The organism is Krasilnikovia cinnamomea, from assembly GCF_004217545.1.
GTDB lineage: Bacteria > Actinomycetota > Actinomycetes > Mycobacteriales > Micromonosporaceae > Actinoplanes > Actinoplanes cinnamomeus.
Genome location: NZ_SHKY01000001.1, coordinates 4,769,366 through 4,786,671, shown reverse-complemented (window position 1 = coordinate 4,786,671; position 17,306 = coordinate 4,769,366). Strand labels below are relative to the sequence as shown.

Annotated in this window: 10 protein-coding genes, 3 rRNA genes and 1 pseudogene; 7 read left to right on the top strand and 7 right to left on the bottom strand. The window is 67.3% G+C overall.

From position 1 onward, the window contains the following. Positions 1-216 precede the first annotated feature (216 nt). The 5 genes and pseudogenes from EV385_RS21925 to EV385_RS21905 all read left to right on the top strand — a co-directional run. Positions 217-450: pseudogene (locus tag EV385_RS21925) on the top strand (ArsR/SmtB family transcription factor); the annotation flags it as partial. Between the two features lie 30 nt (positions 451-480). Further along, positions 481-1,461 (top strand): ABC transporter ATP-binding protein, encoded by a 981-nt coding sequence (locus EV385_RS21920; RefSeq protein ID WP_130511152.1) that lies wholly within the window; start codon positions 481-483, stop codon positions 1,459-1,461. After that, complete coding sequence (locus EV385_RS21915; RefSeq protein ID WP_242625005.1) at positions 1,458-2,228, top strand: ABC transporter permease; 771 nt, start codon at positions 1,458-1,460, stop codon at positions 2,226-2,228. Before EV385_RS21920 ends, EV385_RS21915 begins: the two co-directional genes overlap by 4 nt. Continuing rightward, positions 2,225-3,010: an ABC transporter permease gene (locus EV385_RS21910; protein ID WP_130511151.1), complete on the top strand. Its 786-nt coding sequence runs from the start codon at positions 2,225-2,227 to the stop codon at positions 3,008-3,010. The genes EV385_RS21915 and EV385_RS21910 overlap by 4 nt, the downstream gene beginning before the upstream one ends. 46 nt (positions 3,011-3,056) lie before the next feature. Continuing rightward, positions 3,057-3,497 carry a carboxymuconolactone decarboxylase family protein gene (locus EV385_RS21905; protein WP_130511150.1) on the top strand — a complete coding sequence of 147 codons (441 nt, stop codon included), beginning with the start codon at positions 3,057-3,059 and terminating at the stop codon, positions 3,495-3,497. Here the strand turns inward: EV385_RS21905 and ndk are convergent. Further along, positions 3,494-3,943 (bottom strand): nucleoside-diphosphate kinase, encoded by a 450-nt coding sequence (ndk, locus tag EV385_RS21900; RefSeq protein ID WP_130511149.1) that lies wholly within the window; start codon positions 3,941-3,943, stop codon positions 3,494-3,496. The two genes, EV385_RS21905 and ndk, sit on opposite strands and share 4 nt — an antisense overlap. 115 nt (positions 3,944-4,058) lie before the next feature. Here ndk and EV385_RS21895 point away from each other — a divergent pair, with 115 nt between their 5' ends. Then, positions 4,059-5,861 carry a VOC family protein gene (locus EV385_RS21895; RefSeq protein ID WP_130511148.1) on the top strand — a complete coding sequence of 601 codons (1,803 nt, stop codon included), beginning with the start codon at positions 4,059-4,061 and terminating at the stop codon, positions 5,859-5,861. 6 nt (positions 5,862-5,867) lie between these two features. Here EV385_RS21895 and EV385_RS21890 read toward each other — a convergent pair whose 3' ends face one another. The 3 genes from EV385_RS21890 to EV385_RS21875 all read right to left on the bottom strand — a co-directional run bounded on the left by EV385_RS21890 (position 5,868) and on the right by EV385_RS21875 (position 10,423). After that, entirely contained in the window at positions 5,868-6,293 is a 426-nt protein-coding gene (locus EV385_RS21890) for a DUF4233 domain-containing protein (RefSeq protein ID WP_130511147.1), read from the bottom strand. Then, positions 6,290-7,615, bottom strand: coding sequence for a bifunctional folylpolyglutamate synthase/dihydrofolate synthase (locus EV385_RS21885; RefSeq protein WP_130511146.1), 1,326 nt, complete (start codon positions 7,613-7,615; stop codon positions 6,290-6,292). Before EV385_RS21885 ends, EV385_RS21890 begins: the two co-directional genes overlap by 4 nt. 168 nt (positions 7,616-7,783) lie before the next feature. Beyond that, positions 7,784-10,423 (bottom strand): valine--tRNA ligase, encoded by a 2,640-nt coding sequence (locus tag EV385_RS21875; RefSeq protein WP_130511144.1) that lies wholly within the window; start codon positions 10,421-10,423, stop codon positions 7,784-7,786. A gap of 491 nt (positions 10,424-10,914) precedes the next feature. Here EV385_RS21875 and EV385_RS21870 point away from each other — a divergent pair, with 491 nt between their 5' ends. Then, the gene (locus EV385_RS21870) at positions 10,915-11,445 is read left to right on the top strand and encodes a hypothetical protein (protein ID WP_130511143.1); all 531 of its coding nucleotides are present in this window, start codon (positions 10,915-10,917) and stop codon (positions 11,443-11,445) included. Between the two features lie 399 nt (positions 11,446-11,844). Here EV385_RS21870 and rrf read toward each other — a convergent pair. From rrf to EV385_RS21855, 3 genes are all read right to left on the bottom strand, one after another. After that, positions 11,845-11,961 (bottom strand): 5S ribosomal RNA (gene rrf / locus EV385_RS21865). A gap of 138 nt (positions 11,962-12,099) precedes the next feature. Continuing rightward, a 23S ribosomal RNA gene (locus EV385_RS21860) occupies positions 12,100-15,208 on the bottom strand. Positions 15,209-15,650: 442 nt separating this feature from the next. Further along, a 16S ribosomal RNA gene (locus tag EV385_RS21855) occupies positions 15,651-17,169 on the bottom strand. The 16S, 23S and 5S rRNA genes sit together here, the layout of an rRNA operon. Between the last annotated feature and the right edge of the window lie 137 nt (positions 17,170-17,306).

Genomic DNA, 17,306 nt, shown 5'->3' with positions numbered 1-17,306 from the left:
AGTTGAGCGGGTCTTCCGTCAGTCTTTTCTCAAGAGACGGTTCTCAGCTGCGTTTCTTCGGCCGGACGCCCAATTACGCTACGTTTCTTCGGCGGCACGCTAGGTAACCACAACGCTCTCGCGGGCCACTGCGGAATCCATTTCCCCAACGGCCGCACCCGTTGCGGTCCGTAGCGGCCCGACGCGACGCCGCACGACCGCCTCGCCCTCCTCCTCGGGCGCGGGCGCGCGGCCGTGCTCCGCGCCGTGACCATCCCCGGCACCACAACCAGCGTCGCGACCGCGCTGGGGCTGGCACCCAGCACCGTCTCGGAGCACCTGACCGCCCTGCAGGCGGCCGGGGTCGTGCACCGCCGCCGGGCCGGCCGCCGGGTCCTGTACGGGCTGGAACCCACCGGCCTGGCCCTGCTCGGGCTCCTGGATTCGGGGATCACCGAATTCGTTTCCTGACGCGGGGATCTTGCCCTACGGTCTGCGCCCGTGGGTGATTACGCGATCGAGGCAGACGACCTACGCCGGACCTACCGCAGCCGGGCCGGCTGGCTACGTCCCCGCCGCACCGAGACCGAGGCGGTGCGCGGCGTCAGCTTCGCCGTCGGCCGCGGTGAGCTGTTCGGCCTGCTCGGCCCGAACGGCGCCGGCAAGACGACCACCATCAAGATGCTCAACACCCTGCTCATCCCGACCGGGGGCACGGCCCGGGTCTGCGGCTTCGACGTCGTCGACGACACCCGCGAGGTGCGCCGCCGCATCGGGTACGTGTTCGGCGGCGACCGCGGCCTCTACGACCGCCTCTCCGCCCTGGACAACCTGCGGTACTTCGCCGAACTGTACGGAGTCGCCCCGCGCGAGCAGAAACGCCGCATCGCCGAGCTGCTGGAGCTGGTCAAGCTGACCGGCCGGGAGCGGGAACGGGTCGAGGGCTACTCGCGCGGCATGCGCCAGCGGCTGCACATCGCCCGCGGGCTGCTGCACTCGCCCGAGGTGCTGTTCCTGGACGAGCCCTCGATCGGCGTCGACCCGGTCGCGGCGCGCGAGCTGCGGCGTACCGTCGCCGACCTGGCCGCCGCGGGCACCACCGTGGTGCTCACCACGCACTACATGGCCGAGGCAGACGAGCTGTGCGACCGCATCGCCGTCATCGCCGACGGCCGGATCCAGGCCCTGGGCACCCCGGCCGAACTGCGCCACCACGCGGACGGACGCCGGGTCGTCGAGGTGGAGGCGTACGGGGTGCCGGACGCCGCAATGACCGCGGTGAGCAAGCTGCCGGGCGTACGGGAGACCGCGGTCGAAGCCCGCGGTGCCCTGCAGCTGCTCACCGTCCAATCCGACGCCGCGGTGGACGTCCAGGCCGACGTGCTGCGCGAGCTGGCCGGCATCCGGATCGGCCGGGTCACCAGCCGCGAACCGACCCTGGAGGACGCCTACGTGGCCATCGTGAACGGGACCGGCGCGTGAGAACCGTACGGATGATCGCGGTCGGGGTGCTGCTGCACGCCAAGCAGATGAGCCGCTCGCAGTTCGAGATCGCCACCAACCTGATCGTGCCGGTCGTGCAGGCCACGCTGGCGGTGTACCTGTTCCGCGCCGGGTCCGGCGAGCACCGCCTGCTCGAGGCGTCGGTGGGCGCCGGGCTGATGGGCATCTGGTCGTCGGTGCTGTTCGGCTCCGGCGGCGCGATCCAGAGCCAGCGCTGGCAGGGCACCCTGGAAATGATCATGCTGGCCCCACGGCGGCCGGTGCTGGTCATCCTTCCCATCACCATCGCCACCGCCCTCACCGGCACCTACGCCATGCTGGCCACGCTCGCGTGGGGCCGGGTGCTCTACGGCATCCGGCTCGACTTCGCCCACCCGGCCGCGTTCACGGTCGCCGCGGTGGTCTGCGTCTTCGCCCTCGGCATGTTCGGCCTGCTGATGGCGGCCACCTTCGTGCTGATGCGCAACGCGAACGCACTGTCCAACACGCTCGAATATCCGGTCTGGCTGGTCTCCGGAATGCTCGTACCGATCACCATGCTGCCCTCCTGGACCGCCCCGCTGGCCGCGGTCCTGCCCACCACCTGGGGCGCCCGCGCGCTGCGCGAGGCGACCAGCGGCGGCCCGGTCTGGCCGTCGGTCGGCATCTGCCTCGCGATCAGCACCGCCTGCGCCGTGCTCGGCGCGTTCGCACTGGTCCGGGTCGAACGGCGCGCGCGCGCCGCCGCCACCCTGGCGCTCGCATGAGGACCGCGCGTCTGGTCGCCGTGGGCGGCGTCATCGCCTACCGGGCGCTGTTCAACTGGACGACGCCCGGCATGTTCATCGGCACGCTGCTGGTCGGCCCGCTGTTCCAACTGCTGTTCTTCGCCTACCTGGGGCGGCAGCTGCAGGTGGCCGACGACCGGTTCTACATCGTCGGCAACGCGGTCCTGGCCGCGTCACTGGCCTGCGTCTTCGGCGGCACGATGGCGGTGGCCAACGAGCGGCGCTTCGGCACCCTCGGCCACGTGCTGCTGTCCCCGCGCAGCCGCACGGCCCTGTTCCTGGGCCGCGCCCTGCCGTACGCGGGCAACGGCCTGCTGATCGCCGCGTTCACCCTCGCCGGCGGTGCGCTGCTGCTCGGGCTGCGGATCCCGCCCGGCGCCCTGCCCGGCCTGGCGCTGGCCCTGGCCGTCGGCTCGTTGTCCTGCGGCTCCTTCGGGCTCACCCTGGGCGCCCTGGGGCTGCGGTTCCGCGACGTCTGGGTGGTGTCCAACGTCAGCGTGGCGCTGTTGCTGCTGCTGACCGGCGTCAACGTACCCGCGGAGCGGCTGCCGGGCTGGATGGCCACGATCGGCGAGGGGCTGCCGATCACCCACGCGGCGCAGGCCGCGCGGCTGCTGGCGGCGGGCCAGGGCTTCGGGGCGGCGGCCCCGGCGCTGGGCTGGGAATGCGTCATCGGTGTCGGCTACGCGGTCGCCGCGGCGGTGCTGCTCAAGGTCTTCGAGGCGGAGTCGCGGGCCCACGCGACCCTCGATACGCTGTGAGCCGTGTCACCGCCTTGCTGTGTCGCCGGCTCACGAGGAGGGCACCATGCCGCGCCTGGCCGTGAACGAGGTCGCCCCGGAGGCCTACAAGGCCGTCCTGGGCATGGAGGTCTACGCCCGCAAACACAACGACCCGGTCCTGTACGAACTGGTCAAACTGCGCGCCTCGATGGTGAACGGCTGCGCGTTCTGCGTCGACATGCACAGCCGGGACGCCCTGGCCGCGGGCGAGGACAGCCGCCGCCTGTTCGGCGTCGCGGCCTGGCACGACAGCCCGTTCTACACCGAGCGGGAACGCGCCGCGCTAGCCCTGACCGACGCGGTCACCCGGCTCGGCGACCAGGGCGTGCCCGACAACGTGTGGGACGCGGCCGCCAAGCAGTTCACGCCCGAGGAGCTGGCCAACCTGCTGATGGCGATCGCCACGATCAACGTGTGGAACCGGCTGGCCATCTCGACCCGTACGGAACCGCCGCAGGCGACCTAAAGGTGCGGGAACCACAGCGCCAGCTCACGCTTGGCGCTGTCGGGCGAGTCGGACGCGTGCACCAGATTCTCCCGGTTCGACAGCGACAGGTCGCCGCGCAGCGTCCCCGCGGCGGCCTTGCGCCCGTCCGTGGCGCCGATCATCGCGCGCACGACGTCGATCGCCTCGTCGCCGCTGATGACGACGGCGACCAGCGGCCCGCCGGTCATGAAGTCCTTCAGCGGGGGATAGAACGCCTTGTCCACGTGCTCGGCGTAGTGCTGATCGGCAAGTTCCGCGTCCATGGTGCGCAGCACCATCTCCTCGATCACGAGCCCCTTGCGCTCGAAGCGGCCGAGGATCTCGCCGACGAGGCCGCGCCGCACGGCGTCCGGCTTGATGAGCACGAGCGAGCGCTCGGCAGCGCTGGTGGACACGGATTCCTCCTGGTCGGGGCGAGACGGCATGCCGGGGTCAGCCTATCGGTACCGGTGGCGCCGCGAGCGGCCACCGCCCACAAAGCCGACTTTCCCGATAGCGTCGCGGCGGCCTAGCCTTGCGGTACTACTCGGGAGGTCCACAGTGGCGAACCAGAACGGCCGCCCCATCGCCCCGGCCCGCAAGCTGCTGGCCGCGGTGCTCGGCACCATCGCCGTCTTCGTCCTGCTGTTCGGGCTCGGCCTGTCGAGCTGGTCGATCGTCGCCCTCGGCGTGTCCCTGCTGGCCCTCGCGATCGCCCTGGCCATGGTCAACGTCGTGCGCCGCGGCGCCCGCGCGTGGGTGAGCGGCACCGCCCAGGTCAAGGCCGTCTCGGAACCACCCTCCTCATCCGTGTACGGCCGCGCCGAGTTGCAGGTCGTCGTCATCGCCCCGGGCCTGCCGATCTCCGAGGTGGTCATCCGGGACCCCCGCGTCCCGGTCGACAAGTGGCCCGTCCCGGGTGACACCCTGCCCGTGACGGTGGACGTCGACGACATGCGCCGGGTACGGATCACCTGGGAGGACGCGCCGTCGCGAGCCGACGCCACGGTGCTGAATGCCCCCGCGCCCAGCCATGACCCGCTGGATGAGCCGTCCGACGACGATCTGCTCGGGGAGCCGGAGCCCCCACCGTGGGCCACCCGCGAACGCACCTGGCTCCTCAGCCCCGACGAGCCGCCCCCGCCACCCGCCCCCCGCTCCGGCCAGCAGGCGCAGGAACCGGCGGGCACCGTGATCGTGCGCGACGCGCCCGGCGGCCCGATGATCCTCGAAGGTCAACTGGTCGACCCCGACGACGACCACGGCCGCGATGACCAACTGCACGAGGAGACCGCACCGGAGGCGACCGCCGGTCCGAGTGGCCCCGCCGGGCCACGGCCCAACGGCTCCCGCCCGAGTCCCCGCCCACGCGTGGCGACCGCGACGCTGGATCCCGGCACGGGTACACCCACCGCGCCGGTATCGTCGCCCACGAGCATTACCGGTGCACCGTCGCCGACGACCCCTACCGGTGAACCGACGACTGACACCCCGGAACCGTCGCCGACGACTGACGCCGCGGAACCATCCCCGGCGACCGGCACCCCTGCACCGGAACCGCCACCGATGTCGGCCACCCCCGGGGCCGCGGCGTCGCCGACGAGCGCCGCACCCGCGCCGGAGCAGCGCGTCTCCCCCGAGCAGCTGACCGACCCCGCGCCGCCGGAGGACCGGCGTTCCCCGGCCGGTCCCGGCACTGCCGACGAGGCCGAACCCGACCTCGCCCACGACTGCGAGATCGACATCCCGCTCGACGGCGCCGCGCCAGCCCCGCCCGCGCCTGCACCGCCAGCCCCGGCCGACGAACCCGCCGGGCCGGCCGCTCCGGTGGTACCGCAGCCCCGGTCGGCCGACCAGCCCCGGCCCCCGATGGCCGACCCACCGCAGCCCCCCACCGGCCGCCCCTGGACGGACCTCGACGGCGGGTACGAACCCGATGAGCGAGCCGACGAGCTGATCACCGCGTACCCCAGTGCCCGCCCCGGCACGGCCGCCGCGATCCACGGCGTCGGGATCACCGTCCTCGTCACGGACCTCGCACGCTCGATCGCGTTCTACCGCGACGTCCTCGGCTTCTTCCAGATCGACAGCGGCGACGGCAGCGCGGTGCTCGCCTCCGGTGACACCCGCCTCGTCCTGCGCTCGGTGCACGACCTGTCCGCCACCGCAGGCCGCCTCATCCATCTCAACCTGGAGGTCGGCGACGTCGAGGCCGTGTACGCGGAGCTGAAGCGCAAGGGCATCACGTTCGTGCACGCGCCCCGCCCGGTGAACCGCGGTGACCGGCTGGAGCTGTGGGCGGCGTCGTTCCACGACCCGGACGACCACAACATCGCCATCACCCAGTGGCGGGCGATCGGCTGAGGACGCTCAGCCCAGGATCGTGCGGCGCACGTACGTCGCGTACGCCCAGGCCGCGCCGAAGATCAGCCCGAGCACCGCCAGCGACCAGTGCAGCAGACCGCACGCCACCAGCAACACCTGGATCGCGGTACCGGCATGCCAGGCCCACCGGCGCCGCATGCTGCCCGCGACCACCACGCAGGCCACCGCCAGGGCGACGACCGCACCGACACCCCACCCGCTGAGGTGGCCGCCCAGCACCCGGATCGGCTGGATGGCCAGCAGCAGCACGACCGCCTCCAACGCGAGCGTGCCCGCGCCCAGCCCCCGCACGGCCGCCTGCGGGTTGCGCAGCCCCGACGCCCGCGGCGCGCCCTCGGCGCTCGGGGAGTCCGCCGGGTTCGACGACGTGTCTGCGGCCGCGTCATCCCCGGTCGGTGGTGAAGAGGTCACCGCTTGAGCAGCTTCCGCGCGTCGGCGACCGTCACGATCGAGCCGGTGATCAGGACGCCCACACCGCTCAGCTCACCGTCCAGGTCCGCCTCGGCCAGCACGACCGCCTCCTCGATGGCGTCGGGCATGGTCTGCGCGACCGTGACCCGTTCCTCGCCGAAGACCGTGGTGGCCTGCTGCGCCAGCTCCTCGACCGGCATGGCGCGCGCCGAACTGTTGCGGGTGACCACGATCCGGTCGGCGACCGGCTCCAGCAGATCCAGCAGCCCCGAGACGTCCTTGTCGGCCAGCACGGCCACCACCGCGACGAGCCGCCGGAACGCGAATTCCTCCTCGAGGGCGCTCACCGTGGCGGCCATGCCGTGCGGGTTGTGCGCCCCGTCGAGCAGGATCGCCGGCGCGCTGCGCACCCGTTCGAGGCGGCCCGGCGAGTCGACCCCGGCGAAACCCTCCCGGACCAGGTCGGGGTCCAATTGTTTGTGCGCGCCGGCCCCCAGGAACGCTTCGACGGCGGCCAGCGCCACCGCGGCGTTCTGCGCCTGGTGCGCCCCGTGCAACGGCAGGAACACGTCCTCGTACACGCCACCCAGGCCCTGCAGGCTGAGCACCTGCCCGCCGACCGCGATGCTGCGGCGCATGACGCCGAACTCGGATCCCTCCCGGGCGATGGTCGCGCCGACCTGGGCGCAGTGCTCCAGCAGCGGACGCATGGCCTCCTCGGTCTGCGCCGCACTGACGACGGTGGCACCGGCGTGGATGATCCCGGCCTTGGCCCAGGCGATGTCCTCGATGGTGTCGCCGAGCCACTCGGTGTGATCCAGGCCGATCGGGGTGATCACGCATACCCCCGCCTCGATGACGTTCGTGGCGTCCTCGGCGCCGCCCAGCCCGACCTCGACGACCGCGATGTCCACGGGTGCGTCCGCGAACGCCGCGTACGCCATGGCCGTGGTCATGTCGAAGTAGGTAAGCGGCTCCGCCACCCGCGCGTCCACGAGCGCGGCCAGCGGCGCCACCTCCTCGTACGTGGCCACCAGCCGGTCCTCGGAGATCGGCTCGCCGTCCAGACTGATCCGCTCCCGGACGGTCTCCAGGTGTGGGCTGGTGTACCGGCCGGTGTGCAGACCGTGCGCCCGCAGCAGCGCGTCGATCATCCGGGCCGTACTGGTCTTGCCGTTCGTACCCGTGAGGTGGATCGCCGGGTACGCCCGCTGCGGGCTGCCCAGCACATCCATCAGGTCGCGGATCTTCTGCAGATCGAAGTCCATCCGGGTGAAGCCGCGCTGCTCCAGCGCGGCCCCCACCTCGTCATACCTGCTCATGCTGGCCTGCCTTCCGCCTGCGCTCGCGGCCCTCGCTGCGCTCGGTGCACTCGCTCATGCTGAGCCGACTGGGCATGCGCTCGCGGCCCTCGCTGCGCTCGGTGCACTCGCTCATGCGGAGCCGACTGGGCATGCGCTCGCGGCCCTCGCTGCGCTCGGTGCACTCGCTCATGCGGAGGGCAGGGCGGTCAGGGCTGCGGCGATCCGGGTCAGGTCGGCCTCCGCTGTGGCCAGCCGGTCCTTGATCTTCGCGACCACCTGCTCCGGGGCCTTGCCGACGAAGGCCTCGTTACCGAGCTTGGCCCGGCACTGCGCGGCCTCCTTCTCGGCGGCGGCGCGGTCCTTCTCCAGCCGGGCCCGTTCCGCCGCCACATCGATGGTGCCGCGCGTGTCCAGGTCGACCGTGATCCCGCCGGTGACCGCGAGGGTCGCCGTGGCAGCGAAGTCCGCGCCGGGGCTGTCGAGCCGGGCCAGCGAACGGATCAGCGACTCGTGCACGTCGATGCCGACGTTGCCGAGCCCGGTCAGGGCGGCGGTGACCCGCTGCCCGGGCCGCAGTCCCTGGTCCGAGCGGAACCGCCGGACCTCGGTGACCACCTTCTGCAGCGCGGCCAACTCCTCCTCGGCGGCATCATCGATCCGGGTACGGTCGACCACCGGCCAGGCGGCACGCATGACGGTGTCCCCGCCCGTCAGCACCGTCCACAGCTCCTCGGTGACGAACGGGATCACCGGGTGCAGCAACCGCAGCAGCTGGTCGAGCACGTGCCCGAGCACCCGCCTGCTCCGCTGCCCGTCGACGCCGTCCCCGGCGAGCACCGGCTTGCTCAGCTCCACGTACCAGTCGCACACGTCGTCCCACGCGAAGTGGTAGAGGGTGTCGCACACCTTCGCGAACTCGTACGCGGCGAACAGCTCGTCCACCTCCGCCACGACGTGCTGAAGCCGCGACAGGATCCACCGGTCGACCGTGGACAGTTCCGCGGCGGGCGGCAGGTCACCCTCGACGGTCGCCCCGTTCATCAGCGCGAACCGGGTGGCGTTCCACAGCTTGTTGCAGAAGTTGCGCGAGCCCTGGCACCACTCCTCGCTGATCGGCACGTCCGAGCCGGGATTGGCGCCCCGGGCGAGGGTGAACCGGGTCGCGTCCGCCCCGTACCGGTCGATCCAGTCCAGCGGGTCGACCACATTGCCGAACGACTTCGACATCTTCTTGCCGTGCCCGTCGCGCACCATGCCGTGCAGCGCGACCACGTCGAACGGCTGGCGTCCGCCCATCGCGTACAGGCCGAACATCATCATCCGGGCGACCCAGAAGAACAGGATGTCGTAGCCCGTGACCAGCACGCTGGTCGGGTAGAACTTCGCCAGCTCGGCGGTCTGCTCCGGCCAGCCCATGGTGGAGAACGGCCACAGCGCCGAGGAGAACCAGGTGTCGAGCACGTCCTCGTCCTGGCGCCAACCCTCACCCGACGGCGGCTGCTCGTCCGGCCCGACGCAGACGACCTCACCGTCCGGTCCGTACCAGACCGGGATCCGGTGTCCCCACCACAGCTGGCGGGAGATGCACCAGTCATGCATGTTGTCGACCCAGGCGAAGTACCGCTTCGCCAACTCGACCGGTTCGATCGCGACCCGCCCGTCGCGCACCGCGTCCCCCGCTGCCTTGGCGAGTGGCCCGGTGTGCACGAACCATTGCAGCGACAGCCGCGGCTCGACCGTGGTCTTGCACCGCGAGCAGTGCCCCACCGAATGCACGTACGGCCGCTTCTCCGCGACGATGCGGCCATCCTCGCGGAGGGCCGCCACGATGGCGGGCCGGGCCTCGTACCGGTCCAGGCCCTCGAACGGCCCCGCAACGGTGACCACGGCGCGTTCGTCCATGATGGTCAGACTGGGCAGATCGTGCCGCTGACCGATCTCGAAGTCGTTCGGGTCGTGCGCCGGGGTCACCTTCACCGCGCCCGTACCGAAGGCCGGATCCACGTGGTCGTCGGCCACGATCGGGATCCGCCGGCCGGTCAGCGGCAGCTCGACCTCGGTGCCGACGAGATGCTTGTACCGTTCGTCGTCCGGGTGCACCGCGACCGCGGTGTCCCCCAGCATCGTCTCGGCGCGGGTGGTCGCGACGACGATGGCATCGTCGCCGTCGCCGTAGCGGATGGAGACCAGCTCGCCGTCATCGTCGGTGTGCTCCACCTCGATGTCGCTGAGCGCGGTGAGACAGCGGGGACACCAGTTGATGATCCGCTCCGCGCGATAGATCAGCTTGTCGTCGAACAACCGCTTGAAGATCGTCTGTACGGCCCGGGACAGCCCCTCATCCATCGTGAAGCGCTCCCGCGTCCAGTCCACGGAATCGCCCAGGCGGCGCATCTGTCCGAGAATCGCCCCACCGGACTCCGCTTTCCACTGCCAGACGCGCTCGACGAACTCCTCCCGGCCCAGGTCATGACGGGAGAGCTGCTCGGTGGCCAGCTGACGTTCGACGACGTTCTGCGTGGCGATACCGGCGTGATCCATGCCGGGCAGCCAGAGCACCTCGTAACCCTGCATCCGCTTCAACCGCGACAGAGTGTCCTGGATTGTGTGATCCAGCGCGTGACCGACGTGCAGGGACCCGGTCACGTTGGGTGGTGGGATGACGATCGAGAACGGCGGCTTGTCACTGGCCGGATCCGCCGCGAAGTAACCACCCGCTACCCATCGCTCGTACCGCCGCTGCTCTACCTCACCGGGCTGGTACTGGGCCGAAAGGCCCCCGGTCGGACGGCTGTCAGGGGTACGGGTCTGCGCTGCATCGGTCACCCGACAATTCTACGGAGGGCGCCCTGGCGACGTGCGCTCGCACCGCCGCCCAGCGCTTAGGCCTGTAAGCTCGCGCAATGCCCGAACGCGACCCCGCCCCCACCCCCGGTACGCCAGCCCCGGCGCCCACCGGGCCGTTGGCAAACGTCGCGGGCTCGGCCGCCGAGCAGACCGCAGCCCCGGAGGGAACGGCGGCCCCGCCGTCACCGCCCGTCACAGGGGTTTCCACAGCACAGGGGTCTGGAGTCATCCCCGCTCCACGAACGCCCGGCCAGTTCTCCGAAGCCGTCGTCGATGACGAGGCGCAACACATCGAGCGGACCGATACGGCGCCTTGTCCCAGTGGCAAGGCGCCGTCCAGCCTCAGCCATGAGTCGCCGTCCGGCCAGGCGCCGTCCAGCCAGACGCCGTCCAGCCAGACGCCGTCCAGCCAGACGCCGTCCGGTGAACCCGGCTCGCCGAGGCCGCGATCGCGTGCCCGGAGGATCGCGTTGACCGCTCTCCTGGCCGTGGGGGTGGCCGCCGTGGGGGCTGCCGGCGTCACGGCCTGGCCGATCGCCATGCAGAAGGACGCCACGGTCACCGCTCCACCGTTGGTGGCTGGACTTCGGCCGGACGACACCGAGGACGGGCGGAACACCGCCGACTTCCTGCAGACCGCGCTGGCCGCCGAAGTGGACCTCGACCACACCGTCGCCGCCGCGTACTACGACCACGGGGGACGCGGGATTCTCTTCGTCGGCGGGGATGGCTTGATCTGGCAGCCCGGGGACGCCCTGGAGAAGGCGTTCGGAATGGTCTCGGACGACCAGGGCGCCGTGACTCACGTGCACGACGTGGCGGCGGGCCAACTGGGCGGCACGGCAAGGTGTGGCCGGACCGCCACGGACGACGGTGACATGGCCGTCTGCGGCTGGGCGGATCACGGCAGCGTGGCACTGGCCCTGTTCCCCCGGCGGTCCGAGAACGAGGCAGCGGACCTCATCCTCGCCATTCGCGAAGCCGCCGAAACACGCCACTGACCAACCAGCGAGCAGTGGCCTGCGAATGGGGCGAAATAGCGGCGCCGCCGGCGGGCGCGGATTGATGATGGGACCGCAATTCGCGGCACCCAGATCTCAGGCCCCATAGCAGGCGGGTGCCGCCTCCGGTCCGGGCGGCCCCGCAATGCACCAAGTCTCGGGCCGTATATAGCAGAAAGGGCCGCCCCTGGCCGGGGCAGCGCACACACAGTCGTGATCGTGCCTGGCCTGGTATGGCTTGCCTGGCCTGGCCTGGTATGGCTTGTCTGGCCTGGCCTGGTATGGCTTGTCTGGCCTGGCCTGGTATGGCTTGTCTGGCCTGGCCTGGTGTGGGGTGGTGTCTGGTCAGCATGCAGTGAGGGCCGCCCCCGGGGTGGGGGCGGCCCTCATCATGTTTGAGTCCGGCGGCGTCCTACTCTCCCACACCCTCCCGGGTGCAGTACCATCGGCGCTGGAGGGCTTAGCTTCCGGGTTCGGAATGAGACCGGGCGTTTCCCCTCCGCTATGACCACCGGCACAACTACCAGCCACCAAGCCCCTCATCATCTTCCACCCGCCCACCAGACTGTGTGGTCTAGGTGGGTGGGGTGTGTGGGGGGTGGTTGTTTGCTGAGATATCACACAGTGGACGCGTTGAGCACCAAATTTATGGGTGTGGTTAAGCCCTCGGCCTATTAGTACCGGTCAACTGAACCAGTTACCTGGCTTACATTTCCGGCCTATCAACCCAGTCGTCTAGCTGGGGGCCTTACCCACTCAAGGTGGTGGGATACCTCATCTCGAAGCAGGCTTCCCGCTTAGATGCTTTCAGCGGTTATCCCTTCCGAACGTAGCTAACCAGCCGTGCCCCTGGCGGGACAACTGGCACACCAGAGGTTCGTCCGTCCCGGTCCTCTCGTACTAGGGACAGCCCTTCTCAAGTATCCAACGCGCACGGCGGATAGGGACCGAACTGTCTCACGACGTTCTAAACCCAGCTCGCGTACCGCTTTAATGGGCGAACAGCCCAACCCTTGGGACCTGCTACAGCCCCAGGATGCGACGAGCCGACATCGAGGTGCCAAACCATCCCGTCGATATGGACTCTTGGGGAAGATCAGCCTGTTATCCCCGGGGTACCTTTTATCCGTTGAGCGACACCGCTTCCACACGCAAGTGCCGGATCACTAGTCCCGACTTTCGTCCCTGCTCGACCTGTCAGTCTCACAGTCAAGCTCCCTTGTGCACTTACACTCAACACCTGATTGCCAACCAGGCTGAGGGAACCTTTGGGCGCCTCCGTTACCTTTTAGGAGGCAACCGCCCCAGTTAAACTACCCACCAGACACTGTCCCTCGACCCGATCAGGGCCGCAAGTTAGATACCCAAATCCAACAGAGTGGTATTTCAAGATTGCCTCCACCCGAACTGGCGTCCGAGCTTCACCGGCTCCCACCTATCCTACACAATTGCATTCAGATACCAATGTCAAGCTATAGTAAAGGTCCCGGGGTCTTTCCGTCCTGCCGCGCGTAACGAGCATCTTTACTCGTACTGCAATTTCGCCGGGCCTGTGGTTGAGACAGTGGGGAAGTCGTTACGCCATTCGTGCAGGTCGGAACTTACCCGACAAGGAATTTCGCTACCTTAGGATGGTTATAGTTACCACCGCCGTTTACTGGCGCTTAAGTTCTCCGCTTCGCCCCGAAGAGCTAACAGGTCCCCTTAACGTTCCAGCACCGGGCAGGCGTCAGTCCATATACATCGTCTTACGACTTGGCATGGACCTGTGTTTTTAGTAAACAGTCGCTTCCCCCTGCTCTCTGCGGCCATACCACGCTCCACCCGCAAGGGGCTTCACGCGTCCGGCCCCCCTTCTCCCTAAGTTACGGGGGCAATTTGCCGAGTTCCTTAACCACAGTTCGCCCGTCGCCTCGGTATTCTCTACCTGACCACCTGTGTCGGTTTGGGGTACGGGCCGCTCGGAACATCGCTAGAGGCTTTTCTCGGCAGCATAGGATCACTGACTTCACCTGAATCGGCTCGGCATCACGTCTCAGCCTCCATGTGCCACGGATTTGCCTATGGCACGGCCTACACGCTTACCCCGGCACAACCACCGGCCGGGATCAGCTACCTTCCTGCGTCACCCCATCGCTCAACTACTACCCACCAGGATCCCAACCTCGCCCACGTCACCCCGAAGGGATCAACAAACTCGGATGGTTAGCACAGTGAGGTTCATCGCTGGCGCTCCTACGCGGGTACGGGAATATCAACCCGTTATCCATCGACTACGCCTCTCGGCCTCGCCTTAGGCCCCGACTCACCCAGGGCGGATTAGCCTGGCCCTGGAACCCTTGGTCATCCGGCGGAAGGGTTTCTCACCCTTCATTCGCTACTCATGCCTGCATTCTCACTCGTATGGCGTCCACACCTGGGTCACCCCGGCGCTTCACCCGCCATACGACGCTCCCCTACCCACCCACACACCTGCACGAAAAGACCAAAGTCTCTTCGCGAAGTACTTGTGTGAGTGCCACAGCTTCGGCGGTGTGCTTGAGCCCCGCTACATTGTCGGCGCGGAACCACTTGACCAGTGAGCTATTACGCACTCTTTAAAGGGTGGCTGCTTCTAAGCCAACCTCCTGGTTGTCTATGCGATCCCACATCCTTTTCCACTTAGCACACGCTTAGGGGCCTTAGCTGGTGATCTGGGCTGTTTCCCTCTCGACTACGAAGCTTATCCCCCGCAGTCTCACTGCCGCGCTCTCACTTACCGGCATTCGGAGTTTGGCTGATTTCGGTAAGCTTGTAGGCCCCCTAGACCATCCAGTGCTCTACCTCCGGCAAGAAACACACGACGCTGCACCTAAATGCATTTCGGGGAGAACCAGCTATCACGGAGTTTGATTGGCCTTTCACCCCTAACCACAGGTCATCCCCCAACTTTTCAACGTTGGTGGGTTCGGTCCTCCACGCAGTCTTACCCACGCTTCAACCTGCCCATGGCTAGATCACCCCGCTTCGGGTCTAGAACACGCGACTCAACGCCCTCTTCAGACTCGCTTTCGCTACGGCTACCCCACCCGGGTTAACCTCGCCACGTGCCACTAACTCGCAGGCTCATTCTTCAAAAGGCACGCCATCACCCCAAAAGGCTCTGACGGATTGTAGGCGAACGGTTTCAGGTACTATTTCACTCCCCTCCCGGGGTACTTTTCACCATTCCCTCACGGTACTCGTCCGCTATCGGTCACCAGGAAGTATTCAGCCTTACCAGGTGGTCCTGGCAGATTCACGGCAGATTACAGGAGTCCGCCGCTACTCGGGAAATCCACACAGAGGTCACACGCTTTCGCCTACCGGGCTCTCACCGTCTACGGCTGGCTTTCCCACACCATTCAACTAACGTGCAACTTTGTAACTCTCCACCGCGCTGTCAGACACGGTACGTGGCTCCCACAACCCCGGATATGCAACCCCTGACAAGTATCACACACACCCGGTTTAGGCTCCATCCGCTTTCGCTCGCCACTACTCACGGAATCACTATTGTTTTCTCTTCCTACGGGTACTGAGATGTTTCACTTCCCCGCGTTCCCCCCACCACCCTATGAATTCAGATGATGGTGACACGACATGACTCGTGCCAGGTTTCCCCATTCGGACACCCTGGGATCACAGCTAGGTTGACAGCTCCCCCAGGCCTATCGCGGCCTCCCACGTCCTTCATCGGCTCCTGGTGCCAAGGCATCCACCGTTCGCCCTTGACAACTTAACCACAGAAAACAAGATGCTCGCGTCCACTGTGCAATTCTCAACCAACAACCAACCCACAACCCGAACCGCCCCCCACCAAACCCCCAACACCCACCCCGAAAGGCCCACGCCACACAGACGCACAGTGTTGAAACGGTATGAGGGACCAGGTCATGCCTGGCGCTGAACAACAACCCCCAGCCTCTCAGCCGGGTACCCGACCCGCGTTCCCACGCGGTACCGGGCCTGGTTGTTCCTTCAGGACCCAACAGGATGTCTTGATCGGTCGCCCCGCCCCAGCCGCACCAGCCCACCGTTCCCCCACCCCACACAGGGATGCGTACTAGATGCGCCGGCCGTTGCCGGAACCAGACTAGGCCAGTGTCTCCGCCATCGAGCACCCCGTCACCACACTCGGGTGACGCGGGCTCCTGGCCCGCTTTCACGGGCAAGGTGCTCCTTAGAAAGGAGGTGATCCAGCCGCACCTTCCGGTACGGCTACCTTGTTACGACTTCGTCCCAATCGCCAGCCCCACCTTCGACGGCTCCCTCCCACAAGGGGTTAGGCCACCGGCTTCGGGTGTTGCCGACTTTCGTGACGTGACGGGCGGTGTGTACAAGGCCCGGGAACGTATTCACCGCAGCGTTGCTGATCTGCGATTACTAGCGACTCCGACTTCACGGGGTCGAGTTGCAGACCCCGATCCGAACTGAGACCGGCTTTTTGGGATTCGCTCCACCTCACGGCATCGCAACCCTTTGTACCGGCCATTGTAGCATGCGTGAAGCCCTGGACATAAGGGGCATGATGACTTGACGTCATCCCCACCTTCCTCCGAGTTGACCCCGGCAGTCTTCGATGAGTCCCCGGCATAACCCGCTGGCAACATCGAACGAGGGTTGCGCTCGTTGCGGGACTTAACCCAACATCTCACGACACGAGCTGACGACAGCCATGCACCACCTGTCACCCGCCCCGAAGGACCCCGTATCTCTACGAGTTTTCGAGTGATGTCAAACCCAGGTAAGGTTCTTCGCGTTGCATCGAATTAATCCGCATGCTCCGCCGCTTGTGCGGGCCCCCGTCAATTCCTTTGAGTTTTAGCCTTGCGGCCGTACTCCCCAGGCGGGGCGCTTAATGCGTTAGCTGCGGCACAGAGAACCGGAGAGGCCCCCCACACCTAGCGCCCAACGTTTACAGCGTGGACTACCAGGGTATCTAATCCTGTTCGCTCCCCACGCTTTCGCTCCTCAGCGTCAGTATCGGCCCAGAGACCCGCCTTCGCCACCGGTGTTCCTCCTGATATCTGCGCATTTCACCGCTACACCAGGAATTCCAGTCTCCCCTACCGAACTCTAGCCTGCCCGTATCGGCTGCAGGCCCGCGGTTGAGCCGCGGGTTTTCACAGTCGACGCGACAAGCCGCCTACGAGCTCTTTACGCCCAATAAATCCGGACAACGCTCGCGCCCTACGTCTTACCGCGGCTGCTGGCACGTAGTTGGCCGGCGCTTCTTCTGCACCTACCGTCACTCTCGCTTCGTCGGTGCTGAAAGAGGTTTACAACCCGAAGGCCGTCATCCCTCACGCGGCGTCGCTGCATCAGGCTTCCGCCCATTGTGCAATATTCCCCACTGCTGCCTCCCGTAGGAGTCTGGGCCGTGTCTCAGTCCCAGTGTGGCCGGTCGCCCTCTCAGGCCGGCTACCCGTCGTCGCCTTGGTAGGCCATCACCCCACCAACAAGCTGATAGGCCGCGAGCCCATCCCACGCCGAAAAACTTTCCACCCCCGACCATGCGGCCAGAAGTCATATCCGGTATTAGCCCCCGTTTCCGAGGGTTATCCCAAAGCATGGGGCAGGTTACTCACGTGTTACTCACCCGTTCGCCGCTCGAGTACCCCCGAAAGGGCCTTTCCGCTCGACTTGCATGTGTTAAGCACGCCGCCAGCGTTCGTCCTGAGCCAGGATCAAACTCTCCAACAAAAACCTGAAGAATCAACCCCAGCAACAAACAAATTGTTGCCAAAGGAATCCACAACCGACCACCAAAATGATCGGCCAGGGACAAACAATCACAATTGGCACTGGCTTATCAAAACACCCTGTTGAGTTCTCAAAGA

Excerpts from the sequence above, each read along its gene's own strand:
- EV385_RS21910 (WP_130511151.1), top strand. The coding sequence starts at position 2,225 with ATGAGGACCGCGCGTCTGGTCGCCGTGGGCGGCGTCATCGCCTACCGG.
- EV385_RS21905 (WP_130511150.1), top strand. The coding sequence starts at position 3,057 with ATGCCGCGCCTGGCCGTGAACGAGGTCGCCCCGGAGGCCTACAAGGCC.
- ndk (WP_130511149.1), bottom strand. The coding sequence starts at position 3,943 with ATGCCGTCTCGCCCCGACCAGGAGGAATCCGTGTCCACCAGCGCTGCC.
- EV385_RS21885 (WP_130511146.1), bottom strand. The coding sequence starts at position 7,615 with ATGAGCAGGTATGACGAGGTGGGGGCCGCGCTGGAGCAGCGCGGCTTC.